Genomic DNA, 16,578 nt, shown 5'->3' with positions numbered 1-16,578 from the left:
ACAATTTTTAAGCGATTATGCATTTTTAGAGAGGATTTATGATGACTTTATTAACCAACAAAACAACTTTAAAACAAAAAATGATGAGCGGTGCTTTAGCTGGTGTATTAATGACATCGCTTGGTGTCGCAGCCCCAATGATGGTATTGACACAATCAGCTACTGCTGCACCAGCTGATAATTTGACCGCTGCCAAACGTTTAAACAAGCTGCTGACAAATACCAAAAGCATGACGGCTAACTTTAGCCAAACGACGAAAGGTGCCAACAGTGGTACTTTTACGGGTACGATGAGTGTACAACGCCCAAATAATTTCCGCTGGGAAACAAAGTCGCCATCACAGCAACTGATCGTCGCTAATGGTAACTCCATGTGGGTTTATGACAAGGATTTAGAGCAAGCGACCAAGCAAAACGTTGACAGCCAAGTTGGCAATACACCAGCACTGCTGTTATCAGGCGACCCAAGCCAAATTGACAAGAATTTTAAAATTACCCAGCCATATGACAATAAAAATTACTACGTGCTGTACCCAAAATCAGACAGTGCTAGCTTTAAGAGTTTATCAATGAGTTTTAGCGGTGGGAAGCCAGTAATGATGGTGCTAAATGACAGCCTTGGTCAAACCACTTCCATCAAATTCAGTAGTATCAAACTAAACCCAAGCATCAGTAGCAGTCAGTTTAAGTTTACGCCACCAAAAGGTGTTGATGTTATCAATCAATAACAGGCCGTTAGCAAGAGCCAATTATTAAAGGCTAATCAACGACTTCATTGATTAAATGAAAAAGACAGATCCTATGTGGTCTGTCTTTTTTTTGAATGAGGATTCTCTGGAAAATACTGCTAAATCTCTTCTATATCATGTTTTAAATGCTTAATGATTTTTAAATGCTTAAGACATTGCTTTGATGGCGCTTATATCTGGCATCGGTGGTAACTCGCTCAACTCACTCAGTCCAAAGGCATCTAAAAATTGTGGCGTGGTATGTAGCAATGCTGGGCGACCCAATGTTTCCTTGTAGCCCTTCTCTTCAATCCAGCCTTTATCAAATAGTTGACGCAATATATTGCTTGATAGCGTCACACCGCGCACGTGCTCTATGTCGCTACGAGTCACTGGCTGCTTGTAAGCAATCACACTAAGCGTCTCAAGTAAGGCTTGGCTCAGGCGTTCTTGGCGCTGTGGGAAGACGCGTTGAATTAAAGCACTATAGTTATTCGCGACTTGCAGTCGATAACCGCTGGCAGTTTCGTGCAAGCTTAGCACGCCCATATCCAAGCGCTGTCTTAGTAGCGCCAAAGCCTGTGTTAGCTCTTTAGCCGTTAAAGACAGGTGTTTTCTTAAGACAGTGGCGGTGAGGGGCGCTTCTGACGCATGTAATAGCACTTCAATATGCTTGCTTAAGTCTTCTAGATGCTGTCGCTGCTCATCGGTCAATGACAGTAAAGCGGTAGATAATGAGGATGGTTTGTCATGATCTTGCTTGGTATTGTCAGTATCTGTCATTAGAAAGCGACTCTTTTTAAATGATAATGTGTATCGATATTTATAGGAATAGACAGGTCGATAATAACTATGCCAACCACTGTAACGTTAAGGGTTTAATATGACTGTCTTCAGCATCATTATTGTCAGTGGTAGGGTGACTTTCTAACTCAGTATTTACGATACCAACCAACTGTCGTTTTATCAGCTCTAGTATGGCGACGAAGCTGACAACCACACCTATTTTACCTTGTGTTTTATCTAGTAGCTCATAAAAAGAGTGCTCACCATCCGTACTGAGCTGTCGGCTAATACTGGCAATACGATCAGCAAGGGGAACAGCGTCGACTTTAATGGTATGCATTTGATAATCGGGCTGCAGTTGCATTTTAAATAAGCTGTCAATCAAAAGGTTTGGCGAATAGCTAGGTAATTCCGCATTCATGACGTCTTGACCGGGCATACTGACCATGGCTAAAAACACATCACGCTCAAGACGCACCAGATTATCTAAGCGTTGACTGGCTACTTTGATTTGCGCATATTCTTCAAGGCGCTCAATCAGTTCTGCTTTTGGATCACGCTCATCGCTCGGAGTTTCAGGTTTGGGCAGCAACAGCTCGGTTTTAATGGCAATCAACGTGGACGCCATCAACAGATAATCGCCTGCCAATTCAAAATGCTCGGTATCTAATTCGCTGATGTAAGCCAAATACTGCTCAGTTATGGGTAGTATCGGCATTTGGGTCAGATCAACATTATTTTTTTTGACCAAATATAGCAAGAAATCTAATGGTCCGGCAAACTGCTCAAGCCAAATGGCAAAGGCTTGCGGCGGCACATAGAGATCTTCTGGTAGATGTTGTACGGATGTCTGGTAAATGCGTAAAGACATATCATTGATAGCTAAATGGTCGTGTTGGCCATCATGCTCGCCATTGCTATCTATAAGCTCAGAGTTTTGATACGCGCCTACAAGAGAAGCGGCTTTTGTTAAAGCCGCTGGTTGATTTGTTAGCTCAGTCTGCACGCTTAGCATCCGCTTTGATTAAGATAAGTTAAAGCAGTCAAAGACTTACTTAAGCTTAGCAAGTGGACGGATACCAATGGCACGACGAGTCTTATCTAGTTGCTTACGACTATGACGACGGGCTTTTTCTGCGCCCATTTGTAAGATTTCTTCTAGCTCTTTTGGGTTAGCCATAAGATGCTCATAACGCGCGCGGAAGGGTGCTATTTCCGTATTTATTTTCTCAAACAGGGCTTGCTTGGCATCGCCCCAGCCAATACCAGCAGCAAACTGCGCGCGCATATCGGCAATCTCAGCAGGGGTCGCAAAGGCTTTATAAATCTCAAAAATAGCAGAGTCATCAGGGTCTTTTGGCTCAGCAGGTAATTGTGAGTTGGTCACAATTTTCATGATGGCTTTATGCATCTGCTTTTCGGCGCTAACTTGTGGATTAGAATCACCAAATAGCGGAATGGTATTGCCATAGCTCTTACTCATCTTGCGACCATCCAAACCCGTTAGTAATGGGATATCGTCATCTACAACGGCAGATGGTAAGGTAAAGAGCGTTTTATAGCGATGGTTAAAGGTACCAGCAATATCACGTGCCATTTCAACATGCTGAATTTGGTCGCGACCGACAGGTACATGTGTGGCATTAAACATCAAGATATCTGCTGCCATGAGTACAGGGTAGCCAAACAATCCCATGTTGATACCTTGATCAGGATCGACGTCTTCTTTTTTCATATTAATATCAACAGCTGCTTTATAAGCATGAGCACGATTCATTAAACCTTTGGCACATGAGCAGTTCAAAATCCAAGCAAGCTCTGGTATTTCCGGCACATCTGATTGACGGTAAAAAGTGACGCGCTCAGGATCCAGACCACAGGCAAGCCAAGTCGCTGCAATGGCTTTGGTCGATTCATGAATAATAGTAGGATCATAACAGCCGATAATGCCATGGTAATCTGCTAAAAAAAAGAATGCTTCGTCATCACTGTTTTGGATAGACTGAATGGCTGGACGAATCGCGCCAACGTAATTTCCTAAATGCAAGGTACCCGTCGGTTTGATGCCCGTCAAAATGCGCTTGGCTTGCGTTGAGTGATCAGGAGCTTGGTTATCAGAACTTTGGTTATCAGAACTTTGGTTATCAGAAATATGAGTGTTATTCATGGTAAATCCATTATTTGGTTCATCAAGGTTTTATTTATAAAAGTTTCGTTTTTCAATTTATTATAAATTCATTGTTATTTATATGCAGGTAATATAAAAAATATAAGCTGCAAAGTATAGCAAATTTTCTGGCGATTTTTCGTAGCAATACACGCTTACTTATAGATATCAGTACGACCATCAGGACCATTTTTGAAACGACGATGGAACCACATCCACTGAGTGGGATCAATACGAATCAATCCCTCTAGCAACTCATTGACTCGCGTCGCATCAGCCAATTCATCGTTACTTGGATAGTTTTGAATTTCTGGGGTAATCGTTAGATGATAGTGCGGGCGTTTGCCTTTGGGTAAACTGTCTGGTGTCTGCCGGTAAGTATGCAGCGCCATTAATGCGGGTGGATGTGCCTTGTCGCCCAATTTTGCCATGCGCCGTGATGCTGTAATAGTCGCTGCTGGCACACCAAAGAATGGTGCCATGACGCCTTGTTTTAGACCATAATCTTGGTCAGGTGAGTACCAAATCACGTGACCAGCTTTAATTGACTCAACAAAACTGCGCATGTCACGACTGGCTATTTGCTTGCTAAGAATACTGGCACGGCCATTATAAACAAACCAATCAAGTAGCGCGTTATTCTGCGGTCGATACATCCCATCCATCGGAAAAAATTGCGTACAGAGCATGCCGCCCAGATCAAGCATCGTATAATGAGCGCCCAGTAAAATGACAGGACGACCCTCATTCTGTGCATTGACAACGTGCTGTAATCCTGAAATTGAAACGGTACGAGTAAAAACATTTGGACGATACCAAGCACATAAAGTTTCAAACACACCAATGCCCTGATTGACAAAGACTTGTTTTGCCATCAATTCGCGCTCGACGTCTGGCTTTTCTGGAAAAGCCAGTTTCAAATTGATAAGCGTATCACGCCGACGTGAGCCTGCTATTTTATAGATAAATATGCCAAGCTGACGTCCCAGCCAAAACTGCCAACGTAGCGGCAAATATATGATGGGTAAGATTATTGCTGCCAATAGCCAAATGCCCCAATATTTGGGCAACAAAAACTGCCATTGAAAAGGCTTTTTTTCGATGGGTGCTGTGCGCTTATGATTTTGGGTAATCGTTGGCATGCCAGCAGGTATCGCTGGGGACTTAGCAGGCTGCTGCGTACTTGGCGGTGGCAGGCTGCTTTTGGTAGGTGGTTTGCTGGGGTCGTATTGTTCAGGCGCTTTCATAAAATTGTTACTAATAATGAAAAGTTATCATCATGATGGGGTAGTCAGCATTGCTTTGCAAGGTGATTTACGCACAAAATCACGAGCAAATGCAAAAGTCATCAGCCATAAAAAAACCTTATAAGCTGCGGACAGCTTATAAGGTTTTGCAAATCTACTCTTTTCTTTAATATTGTGACTGTCGCTCTGAGATAAAGACAATAGCCGCAAAAAGATAAGAGATAGCTTTGATTAACGTTTTGAGAATTGTGGACGTTTACGTGCTTTACGTAGACCCAATTTCTTACGTTCAACTTGACGTGAGTCACGAGTAACAAAGCCAGCTGCTTTTAGTGCAGGTTTGTTGGCTTCGTTAAGCTCAATCAATGCACGCGTGATGCCGTGACGGATTGCGCCAGCTTGACCACTAATACCGCCACCTTTTACAGTGATGTAAAGGTCATAAGCAGTAGGTGAGTCAAGTAATTCTAGAGGCTGACGAACAACCATACGTGAAGTTTCACGGCTAAAATACTCATCAAGTGGCTTACCGTTAACAACGATGCTACCAGTACCTTTAGCTAAAAAGACACGAGCAGTAGACGTCTTGCGGCGACCAGTTCCGTAATTGCGTTCCATAAGTATATCCTTAGATGTCTAGTTCTTTAGGTTGCTGTGCAGTATGTGGATGTTCAGTACCCGCATATAGCTTCAGCTTCTTGATCATCGCATAGCCAAGAGGGCCCTTTGGAAGCATACCCTTAACTGCTTTGTGTAGAACATCTTCAGGCTTATGTGCAAGCAACTTACTGAAGTTGGTTTCCTTGATACCACCTGGGTAGCCACTGTGACGATAGTATTTTTTATCTTGCGCTTTTTTACCCGTTACCGTGATTTTATCAGCATTGATGACAACAATGAAGTCACCAGTGTCAACGTGCGGCGTAAAAGAAGGCTTATGCTTGCCACGTAAGCGACTAGCGATTTGAGTGGCTAAGCGACCAAGGGTTTTGCCGTCAGCATCTACGACATACCAGTCATGGGTCACTTCAGCTGGTTTTGCACTAAGTGTTTTCATGATAAAACCTTAAAATTAGAATTCGTTGAGAGTTTAGCTGGGAACGGGGCTCTCAAAAAACAGACTGCACATTATAAGCAGTAGTGCCTACGCTTGCAAGCTGCATTGGGGTTTATTTTCGCCTTATATACATTAAACTGCAGCGTTGGCCAGTTTTTAGCGGTTCTAAACATTTGTAAAATTTGTTAATGGCAGGCATTAACCCGACAATTATGACGATGATAAACGATAAAGTCCAGCAACAACTTGTCCAACTTTGGTGTGTTTCACACATTCAAAGCGGATTGTTTGCTGAATAGTACCTGATTGGATATCTATATTTTTATTAAGCGTCTCTTCCAGTTGTTTCAATTGGCTTTTTAAATCTTTATCCGCTTCTAGATAAATCAGTGTTTCACTATCAATTAACGACTGGGTAATCAGTGCCATTAAAATAGGTTGCCACAGATCTTGAGCATACGGTGGATCGATGAATACAATATTGAAAGGGCGCGGAACAATCTGCTCTTGCATCAATACTCTTTCTGCAGTGCCTTGGATAATTTGATGGGTATCAGCGCTCAGATGCAACTGTTCAGCACTTTGACGCAGCATATTACTTTGCGCAGGATTTATTTCGATAAAGGTTGCGTGCGCGGCACCACGAGACAATGCTTCAAAACCTAAGGCACCGCTACCAGCACAGCTATCAAGCACATAAGCGCCATGAATATCAGGAAGTAGCCAGCTAAACAGCGTCTCTCGCAAGCGATCTGGGGTAGGACGTAGACCTTCTGCGTCGATAAAACGTACAACACGGCGTTTAAACTGACCACCAATGATCCGCACGTCGCCCGCAGCTATATTTTTGTTCTTATGATTGTTCCTATGCTCGCGGCTGCTTATAGATTTTTTCATAATATTTATATTTACCGTATCTGGTTTAGCGTACTTTTACTCAGAGGTTGTGGCGGCTGTGGCTGCTTCCACCTCTGCCTTTTCTTCTAGCGCTTTTTCTTCTTTTTCACGCTGGGCATCACGCATCAATTTTTCAAAAGCTTTTTGGCGTTTGATGACTTTTAGTTGATCAGCCGTTGGTGGCAAGATAGGGTCGTTTTTGCGCTGTAATATCCAGTAGTCAAATAGTGCGCGACCGATGGGTGCAGCAACCACACTACCACCGCCACCGTTTTCAACCAGTACTGCAAGCGCAATCTCAGGATTTTCTACGGGTGCAAAACCATTGAACCACGCGTGATCCCAGTGACGTTTGTCTATGGCAGATTTATCATAGCGTTTGCCTTGCGCAATGGACTTGACTTGCGCAGTACCCGTTTTACCCGCAATACGATAGCGCGGCGTATAAATCCCACGTCCGGTACCTGCCTTGACGGTTTCTTCCATCGCATCGTGCATACGTAGCCAGTCAGACGGTTTGCCGTTATATTCGATTTTACCGTCGGGTTTGGTGATTACGTTAACTTGTGCTGCACCATCGCTACTTTTTAGGAGATGCGGAGTAATGTGATAGCCTTTGTTCGCTGTCATGGCGGTTGCATTGGCAATCTGTAATGGTGTGGCTAAGAAATAACCCTGCCCGATACTGACTGAGATGGTTTCACCCGGCAACCAGCCTTTGTCATAGGTATCTTTTTTCCATTTTGGTGACGGCATAATTCCTGATTTTTCATTGGGCAAATCAATACCTGTTGGTTCACCAAATCCAAAACGTGCCATCCAATCATGTAGGCGCTGAATACCCATCTCATAAGCCAATTTATAATAATAGGTATCCACTGACATCACGATAGATTTTTTAAGATCTACCGTACCGTGACCACCGCGTTTCCAGTCACGGAATCGATGTGAGTCTCCTGGTAAGCTAAAGTAACCGGGATCATAGATAGTGGTTTCCCAATTGCGCAGCCCATAATGAATGCCGCCTAAGCCTTCAAAAGGTTTAATAGTAGAGCCGGGTGGGTATGTCCCTTGTAGCGCACGATTATAGAGCGGCTGATCCAGATCTTCACGCAGATTGCCATAATCCTTAAAGGAGATGCCTGAGATAAAAGGGTTGGGGTCATAGCTTGGATTACTGACAAACGCCAATACATCACCATTTTTTGGATCGATTGCCACGATAGCGCCGCGACGACCGTCTAGCTGCTGCTGGGCGACTTGCTGTAAGCCATAATCTAAGCTCAGCGTAATGTCATTACCAGCTACTGGTGGTTTAGTGTCTAATTGACGCAAAATATTACCATGCGCATCGGTTTCTACCGACTGATAACCCGGTTGCCCTAGCAATATGTCCTCGTAATAATCTTCGATACCGATTTTACCGATAAGGTCAGTGCCAGCGTAGCGATCTTTGTCAATGCGTTTGGTTTCTTTATCATTGATACGCCCAACATAGCCGATGACGTGTGCAAATAGCTCGTCATAAGGGTATGAACGTGTCAGCTTGCTTTGAATAGTCACACCGCGAAAGAAGGGTTTACGCTCACTAAACTGCGCCAATTGGGCATCGGTTAAGTCAATTTTGATGGTCACAGGATCGTTTTTGCTTTTACTCAGTCGCGCTAAAATATCGGTAATATTTTCATCTGTTAGCTCAAAAATAGGCGCAAGCAAATTTAGCGTACGCTCTGGATTTTCGACTTCATCAGGGCTTAACATGGCCGTAAATACGGGCTGGTTGTCTGCCAATATGATTCCATTGCGATCATAAATATAGCCGCGGCTGGGCGGTGCAGAGATCAGCTTAATACGGTTATTGTCTGCTTGCGTCGTATACTTATCGTGCGCATAGACTTGCAGGTAACCATAACGCACGATCAAGCCGCTCAATCCAATGAATATCAGAATTCCAAGGATAATAATACGACTGGTGAAAACACGATTGACCTGTTCAGTATTGGGGGTTAGCGGTTTATTCATAGAAAGTAAGAGCCCAAACGGTCAGTGAGTCAATAAAAGAGAGTAAAGGGGCAGGGTCGTTCACCAAAGTGCGGCGAGCATAAAGGATAATAATAAGAATTTCAATTACATGGACTGATATGAGTTGAAATAATAATCCCTCAATCTATATACAGCGATGTGCGGTCATACAATCACAAATTATAACAGAACAAATGAGTCGCCGCAGTACACCGCCATTTATTTTGTGGTCGTTATTATCTAAAGCGTCTGTAGATGATATTCATATTGTTACTATCGAGAGTAATAGTAAAACGTGTCATCCCTAGTCACAACTTACCTAGGCTCGACGTGTGCTAATGAATGGCAAGTATGCTAAAATCAGGCGATTTATTTGATAATAATTATCATGGGCAGAGCGGCTTTTTGTTAAGCGTTCTAATTTGCTAATCCTTTTTAATTAGCGACGACAATTAACCTGTCAGGGGCAAGATAAGTCATGGATGCAACTTCATTGTGGCAGACAATAGCTGAACACCCAGAGTTTTTTGCCATGCTGACTATTCCGCCTGTGACTGCATTTGTCACATGGATACACGTGTGGATGGCGCTTAAAATGCTGTTCTATCCGATTAAGTTTCGGGGTATTCGTATTCCAAACTTCCCGTTTTTTGGGTTGCCAGGTATTGGCTGGCAAGGTATCGTCCCACGAAAGGCTGGCAAGATATCAGGCGTTATCGTGGATCAAACGCTGTCAAAGCTTGGCTCGCTTGATGAGTTTTTTCAGGCGATGGAGCCTGAGCAGATGGCGGTATTTATCACGGATACCGTGGACAAAAACCTTGAAGCATTGATTGATGAAATCATGTTGGATCATTCGCCAGCGTTGTGGGGTAATCTGCCTTATGCGTTGAAGCGCCGTGTCTACGCTCAAGCGCATCAAGAGCTGCCCAATATCATGCAGTCTTTGGTGACTGACTTGACCCATAACGTCGAAGACTTGGTTGATATGCGCAAAATGATTGTTAACACGATGGAAAGTGATCGTCGTTTAATGGTCAATATGTTTTTGAAGGTTGGTCAAAAAGAGATCGATTTTATTTGGCATATCAGTGCTTTGATTGGTTTGGTCTTCGGTATTATCCAAATGTTTATATTTTTGGTGGTGCCGCAGCATTGGACAGTGCCGTTTTTTGCCGCGATTTGGGGCTTTCTTACCAATTGGATTGCTATTTGGATGGTGTTTAATCCTGTAGAGCCGCGATTTATTCCTTATGTGAAATTTTTTGCCGTCCAGAGTCGCTTTCCATTTATTAGACCGCAATTACCACATATCGCCCAGTATCGTTTGCAAGGCGGTTTTATGAAACGCCAAGAGGAAGTTTCTGAGGTTTTTGCTGAAATTGTCGTAAAAGATTTGGTGACGCTTGAGAACATCATGAATGAGATGATGTATGGTGACCGTGCTGCGCAAACGCGTGAGTTGATGAAGTCGCATTTATATAAAGTGCTAGAGTCGCCTGTGATTAGTACGACACTGCGTCTAGGCTTGGGTCGCCGCGAATATGGACAGCTAAAAAACACCATCATTGATAAGTCAATTGTTGCGACAATGGTGCCATTGCGAGATCCTGAGCTCAATGAAAGCCGTGCCAGTAAAATTTTTGGGCTGTTTCGTGACCGTATTCGCGCGCTGACGCCAGATGAGTTTCAGAACTTATTACGTCCCGCTTTTCGTGAAGATGAGATGACGTTAATCGTGTTGGGTGGTTTGACAGGGTTTTTAGCAGGCTGGTTGCATCTGGTCTTAGTGTTTTTTCCTGCGATTCAGTAATGACGCATTTTTTATGTCTTTATACACATCGCATACAGAGTGGATACAGAAACGTGACAAGTTGACGCTAATGTACCTTGCTGTAAGCGCCCTCAGCTGCAATGGCTAATGGCGCTTTTATTATAAATAACACTAATAAAGACCAGCAGTATAAATACTCGTAGTAACGATTACTGGATACTTTCGAATATCCTAAAAAACCAATCCCTAAAATAAACAATGACCGTATTAAGGTAAACAAGGTTAGACCGTATGTTAATCACAGAATTGGGTTATTTTGCCTTGCTAGCCGCCTTTATATTGGCGATTTTGCAGGTGGTATTACCAACCGTCGGTATCATGCGTGACCACGTTGCGTGGCAGCGTTTGGCACCAAGTCTGGCGTGGGCACAATTTGCTGCCATGATCACATCATTTGCCGCGCTGATGGCAGGCTTTTATTACAATGACTTCAGCCTCGTCTATGTCACTCAGCATTCTAATACGCTGTTGCCTTGGTATTATAAGCTGTCGGCAACTTGGGGTGGTCATGAGGGTTCATTACTGCTTTGGATGACCATCATGGCTACTTGGTGTGCGCTGGTCTCTTACTTTAGCCGTGGTTTGCCACTGTCTATGCGTGCGCGAGTGTTGGTGATTTTGGCTGGCGTGCAGATGATGATGCTAGCGATGCTGATTTTTACCTCGTCGCCATTTGATCGTACATTGCCAAACTTACCTGTTGATGGTGCGGATCTAAATCCTGTGCTACAAGATTTCGGTTTGATTATTCACCCACCGATGCTGTATATGGGCTATGTGGGTTTGGTCGTGCCGTTTGCCTTTTGTATGGCGGCATTGTGGGAAGGTCGTTTAGATGCAGTGTGGACACGCTGGTCGCGTCCGTGGGCATTGGCGGCTTGGGGCTTTTTGACCGTTGGTATCGCGCTTGGCTCATGGTGGGCCTATTACGAGCTTGGCTGGGGTGGTTGGTGGTTCTGGGATCCAGTAGAGAACGCTTCATTGATGCCATGGCTGGCTGGTACAGCGCTGCTACATTCGCTTGCCGTTACAGAAAAACGTGGTGTCTTTAAAGCATGGACGATTATGCTGGCGATTTTTGCTTTTGCACTCAGTCTATTGGGCACCTTTCTCGTGCGTTCTGGCGTTATTACCTCGGTGCATTCGTTTGCCGCAGACCCAACGCGTGGTCTGGTCATTTTAGTCATTCTCGGTGTGATCATCGGCGGTGGCTTGTTGATGTTTGCGGTACGTGGTTGGCGTTTAACGGTCGAAAGTCAGTATCAACTGATCTCACGCGAGTCATTTTTAGTCATTAACAACGTTATTATTTTGATTTCGACTTTGGTCGTACTACTCGGCACACTGTATCCTATCATTGCTGACTCCTTTAATTTAGGCCAGGTGTCAGTCGGCCCTCCTTACTTTAATGCGCTGTTTGTACCGCTCACGTGGCTGATCTTAGTGGCAATGGGTATGGGCTCGAACATTCGCTGGAAAAAAGACAGCCGTCCGCTATTGGGCGCTGGTATGGTCATTGCCGCCAGTAGTTTAGTGCTTGCGGCAGTTATCACGTATTTTGTGAGCCCGTCTGCGATGCTTAATATTGGCGTTACCTTGGCGGTCAGTTTTTGGGTACTGCTATGGATGGTGGTTGATTTTAAAGACAAAACCAAAAACGCACCCAATTTTGTTAAAGGGTTACGCCAGTTACGTCTGAGCTATTGGGGTCAACAGACCGCTCATATTGGTGTCATTATTGCCGTCATCGGCGTCGCATTTACCAGTACGTTAAGTATTGAACGTGATGTCGCGCTTGGACCAAACGATAGCGTTCATGTCCAAGGCTATGACTTTACCGTTAAAGGCTTTCGTGAAGTCAAAGGCAGTAACTTTGATGCCACCCAAGCTGAGGTTGAAATCAGCAAAGATGGCCGTGCTGTGACTACGCTGTATCCTGAAAAACGTAATTACATCATTAGTATGATGCCAGTCACAGAAGCCGCGATTGATGCTAGCCTCATGCGTGATGTTTACGTGGCACTGGGCGAACCTATCGCCGAAGATAGCAACGAATGGGCAGTACGTATTTATGTGAAACCGCTTATCCGCTGGATATGGCTAGGCGCTCTGATTATGGCGTTTGGTGCAGTATTGAGTATTCTTGATCATCGGTATCGTATTAAGAAAACCAAGACACCTGCACAAATTGCAGCGAATAAAGCAGGCTTTACCACCGTCGCCGATTTGGATGCGTCAGCATTAAAGACAGGGGATAATTAATATGAGCACATCAAAGCAATCCCCTGAGCAAAATGCAAAGCAAGATAAGGTAGGTGGCACGAAAACCATGAATAAAAAGCAACTTAAGCTATGGTTTTTGATTCCACTGATCGTTTTCATTGGCTTAATCATCATGCTATATCTGCGTTTGGGTAAGCCGACGGATATCGTTACCAATACGGCACTTGAGCGCCCAGTGCCCGCTTTTGAGCTGCCTTTATTATCAGATACCAGTCGTATCATGACCAATGAGAATCTGCCTGATAAGCCCTTTTTGATGAACATTTGGGGCTCTTGGTGCCCAACTTGTATTATTGAGCATCCTTTTCTTATGCAATTAGAGGAGCGCGGTGTCAATCTGGTCGGGGTCAACTATAAAGATGACATTGGCGATGCACTAGGCTACTTAAACCGAGGTGGCGATCCGTTCTCGATGTCTATTCAGGATTTATCTGGTCAGTTTGCTTTGGACTTAGGTTTGACGGGTGCGCCTGAGACTTTCGTAGTCGATGGTAATGGTATTATTCGTCAGCACATCATTGGTGAGATCAATGAAAGCAACTGGCAAAGCCGTATTACGCCTTGCTTGATGGTGCTCAATGAAGCTAATAATAACAACGTCAGTCCAGATCCGACTCAGGTTGCGGAGGCGTGTAAATGATAGCCAATAAAATAACAGCCGTTACGTTAAAAGTCGCGAGCTTACTGATAGCTTGTCTAATAAGTATGGCAAGCTATGCTGCTATTGAGGTCTATGACTTTGATTCTGTGCAGCAAGAAGCCCAATATCGTGGTCTCATCGAAGAGCTGCGTTGCCCAAAATGTCAAAACCAAAATCTTGCAGGATCGGATGCGCCCATTGCTCAAGATCTAAAGCAAAAAACGTATGATTTGATAAAAGACGGTCGTAGTGATGGCGAGATTCGTGCTTATATGCAGGAACGTTATGGCGATTTCATCACTTATAAGCCGCCTGTCCGTCCATCAACGTGGATTTTGTGGTTTTTTCCGCCACTATTACTCATCAGTTTACTCATAGGCTGGTTCTGGCAAAGCAAACGACGTCAGCTTGTCGCTAGTGGTGAAAGCGGGGTGACGGTCAATAGTACGGCTGCTGCTCTGTCTGCTGCTGAAAAAGCCGAGATTGATCGTCTGTTATCACGTGCTTCGAGCGATGACAAAAACGACCATGATATTACAAGCCTCAAGGACAAAAAATGACCATATTCTCTACTGTGGGCTTATTTATTGCTCTAAGCTTACTTATCGCCTTAATACTCGCTGTTATTACCATCATGCCTTGGCTGCGAGCGTCACGCTCGCCAGAAAAGCCTCTGGACAATCAGCTGTTGGATATCAACGTTGCTGTGTTCCGTGAGCGTTTAGCGGAACTAAAAACAGATAAAGACAATGGCACTATCGATGACAGCCATTACCAGAACCAAAAACTGGAGCTTGAACGCCAGTTATTGGATGCTCAGCGTGAAGTCACACCGATGGTCGCGCCTGGTATCAAAAGCCGATTGATCATTACTGTCTGGGTGCCTGTCTTAGCAGCGATGGCGTATTTGATGGTCGGCGATCGTACGCCTGTGTTCGAGCTTTGGGCAGCTGAAGACAAAGTGGGTCAAGTGGCTGATGATTTATTAACGGGTAAGATTGATCAGCCGCCTGCTTGGGCGATTGAAGATGGTCAACAGCTGATTAGTGCCATGCAAACCAATGTCTATCGTCACGCTGATGATCCAGATCGCTGGATGCGTTTATCAGAATTATTCTTATCATTAGAAGCAACGGATTCCGCAATTGAAGCCTTATCGCGTGCTTATCGTTTGTCACCAGACAATGAAGAGATTGCAACCACTTATGCACAGATTAGCTTCTTTGCCAATAAAGGCCAATTAGACGCTAATAGTCGCCGAGTGCTACAAGACGTGTTGGCTAAAAATCCAGAGCATGAGGGCGCGCAAATGCTCATGGCAATGGGTGAGGCACGGAGTAGTAATTTTGATCAAGCACAAGGCTGGATTAAGCGTCTACGTGACAGTATTGCGGCTAAACCTGGTGATCATACCAAAGCATTGGCGAGTTTAGATGAGCTAAGTGCTAATGTCACCGCTCAGCAACAGCAAGCCTCTGAAGGTGTTGAAGTGACTGTTACGATTAATGCTAGCCTGCTGCCGTTAGTCAAAGCCGACGATGTGTTATTTGTCGCCATACGTGATGTCAATGGTGGACCACCATTTGCTGCCAAACGTTTGCCGATCAGTGTTATCAAGCAAGGTGAAGCCAGCATTAGCCTAAGCGATTTGGATGCCATGATGCCTGAACGTACTTTGAAATCGGCGAGAGCGGATAAAGTTCAGTTGGCTGTCATCGCTCGTATCAGCCATAGTGGTACTGCCAGTGCAGAGTCAGGGGATTTGTCAGGTAATCCTGTGGTGATTAGTGCGGAACAAAATCAGGTCAATGTTGAAATCAATCAACAAATTCCATAGTATTTATATCTGTTGTTGTCAGCACCTCTGACGTAAGCGCTGTTGTCCGATACAGCAGCGCGCAACAGCATTATATGAACAGATAAGTCATGACAACTTATCACTGCAAATAATGAAAATACTTGAGCTTTGCCAAGCCACAAGGTAAGGTAGCTTGGCAAACAACCAATCCCTGAGTTTTATTAGTCCCAAAATCCTATCTATTAAGGAGAATCGTGTAATGATGCGTATTATTTTGCTAGGTCCACCAGGCGCCGGTAAAGGTACCCAAGCCCAGTTTATTTCTAAAGAATATGATATCCCGCAGATCTCAACTGGCGATATGCTGCGTGCAGCAATCAAAGAAGGCAGCGAGCTTGGCAAAAAAGCCAAAGACATCATGAATGCTGGTGGTTTGGTTTCTGATGACCTCATTATTAACCTAGTGAAAGAACGTATCGCTAAGCCTGATTGTGCCAATGGTTGTATTTTGGATGGTTTTCCGCGTACGATTCCACAGGCTCAAGCACTTGCAGATGCTGACGTTGCTATCGATCATGTAATCGAAATTAGCGTGCCAGATGACGAGATTGTCAAGCGCTTATCTGGTCGTCGCCAACATCCTGGTTCAGGTCGCGTTTATCACGTTGATCACAATCCACCCAAGGTCGATGGTATCGACGATGTGACAGGTGAAGCGCTAATCCAGCGTGAAGATGATAAAGAATCTACCATTCGTGATCGTCTAGCGACTTATCATGAGCAAACATCAGCGCTTGTTGGTTTTTATCAAGACAAGGCCAAAGAAGGTGCCGATGCCCCTAATTATGATAAGTTTGATGGCACGCAAGGCATCGATGATGTTAAGCAACAAATCTTGTCAGCGTTAAAAGGCTAATCATCGATTTCGAATAATTGATGACGCGATTGAAGACCCTGTTTATTAGCAGGGTTTTTTATGTCTGATGGTTTTAACTGTCTGTCTTACAACATTACTAAGCCGAACTCTCATTGCTCAACGATTCTTTTGAGTAAGCGCTTAAACAGCATCCACAAAAAAGCCGCTCACTCCTAATGAGTAAACGGCTTTTTTATTAAAAT

15 protein-coding genes are annotated in these 16,578 nt (G+C 44.3%); 7 read left to right on the top strand and 8 right to left on the bottom strand.

Annotation, left to right across the window (positions count from 1 at the left end; all coding sequences use genetic code 11):
- Positions 1–41 precede the first annotated feature (41 nt).
- Positions 42–728 carry an outer membrane lipoprotein chaperone LolA gene (gene lolA, locus JMV76_RS13625; protein WP_045451149.1) on the top strand — a complete coding sequence of 229 codons (687 nt, stop codon included), beginning with the start codon at positions 42–44 and terminating at the stop codon, positions 726–728.
- Between the two features lie 168 nt (positions 729–896).
- Here lolA and scpB read toward each other — a convergent pair whose 3' ends face one another.
- The 8 genes from scpB to mrdA form a co-directional block, all read right to left on the bottom strand.
- Positions 897–1,442 (bottom strand): SMC-Scp complex subunit ScpB, encoded by a 546-nt coding sequence (gene scpB, locus JMV76_RS13620; protein ID WP_374190066.1) that lies wholly within the window; start codon positions 1,440–1,442, stop codon positions 897–899.
- 136 nt (positions 1,443–1,578) lie between these two features.
- Positions 1,579–2,385: a segregation and condensation protein A gene (locus JMV76_RS13615; RefSeq protein ID WP_226950294.1), complete on the bottom strand. Its 807-nt coding sequence runs from the start codon at positions 2,383–2,385 to the stop codon at positions 1,579–1,581.
- Between the two features lie 180 nt (positions 2,386–2,565).
- Positions 2,566–3,666, bottom strand: a complete 1,101-nt coding sequence (locus JMV76_RS13610; protein ID WP_201503071.1) for a tryptophan--tRNA ligase — start codon at positions 3,664–3,666, stop codon at positions 2,566–2,568.
- A 170-nt stretch (positions 3,667–3,836) separates the two neighbouring features.
- Positions 3,837–4,928, bottom strand: coding sequence for an LpxL/LpxP family acyltransferase (locus JMV76_RS13605; RefSeq protein WP_201503049.1), 1,092 nt, complete (start codon positions 4,926–4,928; stop codon positions 3,837–3,839).
- Between the two features lie 231 nt (positions 4,929–5,159).
- Positions 5,160–5,546 carry a 30S ribosomal protein S9 gene (rpsI, locus tag JMV76_RS13600; RefSeq protein WP_045451158.1) on the bottom strand — a complete coding sequence of 129 codons (387 nt, stop codon included), beginning with the start codon at positions 5,544–5,546 and terminating at the stop codon, positions 5,160–5,162.
- A 10-nt stretch (positions 5,547–5,556) separates the two neighbouring features.
- Positions 5,557–5,985 carry a 50S ribosomal protein L13 gene (gene rplM / locus JMV76_RS13595; RefSeq protein ID WP_045447009.1) on the bottom strand — a complete coding sequence of 143 codons (429 nt, stop codon included), beginning with the start codon at positions 5,983–5,985 and terminating at the stop codon, positions 5,557–5,559.
- Between the two features lie 210 nt (positions 5,986–6,195).
- Positions 6,196–6,882, bottom strand: coding sequence for a 16S rRNA (guanine(966)-N(2))-methyltransferase RsmD (rsmD, locus tag JMV76_RS13590; RefSeq protein WP_201503048.1), 687 nt, complete (start codon positions 6,880–6,882; stop codon positions 6,196–6,198).
- A gap of 36 nt (positions 6,883–6,918) precedes the next feature.
- Positions 6,919–8,904, bottom strand: a complete 1,986-nt coding sequence (gene mrdA / locus JMV76_RS13585; protein WP_201503047.1) for a penicillin-binding protein 2 — start codon at positions 8,902–8,904, stop codon at positions 6,919–6,921.
- 478 nt (positions 8,905–9,382) lie between these two features.
- Here mrdA and JMV76_RS13580 point away from each other — a divergent pair, with 478 nt between their 5' ends.
- From JMV76_RS13580 to adk, 6 genes are all read left to right on the top strand, one after another.
- Complete coding sequence (locus JMV76_RS13580) at positions 9,383–10,717, top strand: hypothetical protein (RefSeq protein ID WP_087815527.1); 1,335 nt, start codon at positions 9,383–9,385, stop codon at positions 10,715–10,717.
- Between the two features lie 252 nt (positions 10,718–10,969).
- Entirely contained in the window at positions 10,970–13,000 is a 2,031-nt protein-coding gene (locus tag JMV76_RS13575) for a heme lyase CcmF/NrfE family subunit (protein WP_055123789.1), read from the top strand.
- 1 nt (position 13,001) lies between these two features.
- The gene (locus JMV76_RS13570) at positions 13,002–13,661 is read left to right on the top strand and encodes a DsbE family thiol:disulfide interchange protein (RefSeq protein WP_201503046.1); all 660 of its coding nucleotides are present in this window, start codon (positions 13,002–13,004) and stop codon (positions 13,659–13,661) included.
- Positions 13,658–14,221, top strand: a complete 564-nt coding sequence (locus tag JMV76_RS13565) for a cytochrome c-type biogenesis protein (protein WP_087815522.1) — start codon at positions 13,658–13,660, stop codon at positions 14,219–14,221. The genes JMV76_RS13570 and JMV76_RS13565 overlap by 4 nt, the downstream gene beginning before the upstream one ends.
- Positions 14,218–15,498 (top strand): c-type cytochrome biogenesis protein CcmI, encoded by a 1,281-nt coding sequence (gene ccmI / locus JMV76_RS13560; RefSeq protein ID WP_201503045.1) that lies wholly within the window; start codon positions 14,218–14,220, stop codon positions 15,496–15,498. Before JMV76_RS13565 ends, ccmI begins: the two co-directional genes overlap by 4 nt.
- Positions 15,499–15,718: 220 nt before the next feature.
- Positions 15,719–16,375 carry an adenylate kinase gene (gene adk, locus JMV76_RS13555; protein WP_045451169.1) on the top strand — a complete coding sequence of 219 codons (657 nt, stop codon included), beginning with the start codon at positions 15,719–15,721 and terminating at the stop codon, positions 16,373–16,375.
- Positions 16,376–16,578 lie beyond the last annotated feature (203 nt).

Origin of the sequence: Psychrobacter cibarius (genome assembly GCF_904845955.1) — a bacterium.
Taxonomy (GTDB): domain Bacteria; phylum Pseudomonadota; class Gammaproteobacteria; order Pseudomonadales; family Moraxellaceae; genus Psychrobacter; species Psychrobacter cibarius_B.
Note: the sequence above shows the minus strand (reverse complement) of the source record. Positions and strands in the feature narration are given on the sequence as shown.

What these genes read in the sequence shown, in the direction of transcription:
- lolA (WP_045451149.1), top strand. Translation starts at nt 42, where the DNA reads ATGACTTTATTAACCAACAAAACAACTTTAAAACAAAAAATGATGAGC.
- JMV76_RS13615 (WP_226950294.1), bottom strand. Translation starts at nt 2,385, where the DNA reads ATGTCTTTACGCATTTACCAGACATCCGTACAACATCTACCAGAAGAT.
- JMV76_RS13605 (WP_201503049.1), bottom strand. Translation starts at nt 4,928, where the DNA reads ATGAAAGCGCCTGAACAATACGACCCCAGCAAACCACCTACCAAAAGC.
- rpsI (WP_045451158.1), bottom strand. Translation starts at nt 5,546, where the DNA reads ATGGAACGCAATTACGGAACTGGTCGCCGCAAGACGTCTACTGCTCGT.
- rplM (WP_045447009.1), bottom strand. Translation starts at nt 5,985, where the DNA reads ATGAAAACACTTAGTGCAAAACCAGCTGAAGTGACCCATGACTGGTAT.
- rsmD (WP_201503048.1), bottom strand. Translation starts at nt 6,882, where the DNA reads ATGAAAAAATCTATAAGCAGCCGCGAGCATAGGAACAATCATAAGAAC.
- mrdA (WP_201503047.1), bottom strand. Translation starts at nt 8,904, where the DNA reads ATGAATAAACCGCTAACCCCCAATACTGAACAGGTCAATCGTGTTTTC.
- JMV76_RS13580 (WP_087815527.1), top strand. Translation starts at nt 9,383, where the DNA reads ATGGATGCAACTTCATTGTGGCAGACAATAGCTGAACACCCAGAGTTT.
- JMV76_RS13575 (WP_055123789.1), top strand. Translation starts at nt 10,970, where the DNA reads ATGTTAATCACAGAATTGGGTTATTTTGCCTTGCTAGCCGCCTTTATA.
- JMV76_RS13570 (WP_201503046.1), top strand. Translation starts at nt 13,002, where the DNA reads ATGAGCACATCAAAGCAATCCCCTGAGCAAAATGCAAAGCAAGATAAG.
- JMV76_RS13565 (WP_087815522.1), top strand. Translation starts at nt 13,658, where the DNA reads ATGATAGCCAATAAAATAACAGCCGTTACGTTAAAAGTCGCGAGCTTA.
- ccmI (WP_201503045.1), top strand. Translation starts at nt 14,218, where the DNA reads ATGACCATATTCTCTACTGTGGGCTTATTTATTGCTCTAAGCTTACTT.
- adk (WP_045451169.1), top strand. Translation starts at nt 15,719, where the DNA reads ATGATGCGTATTATTTTGCTAGGTCCACCAGGCGCCGGTAAAGGTACC.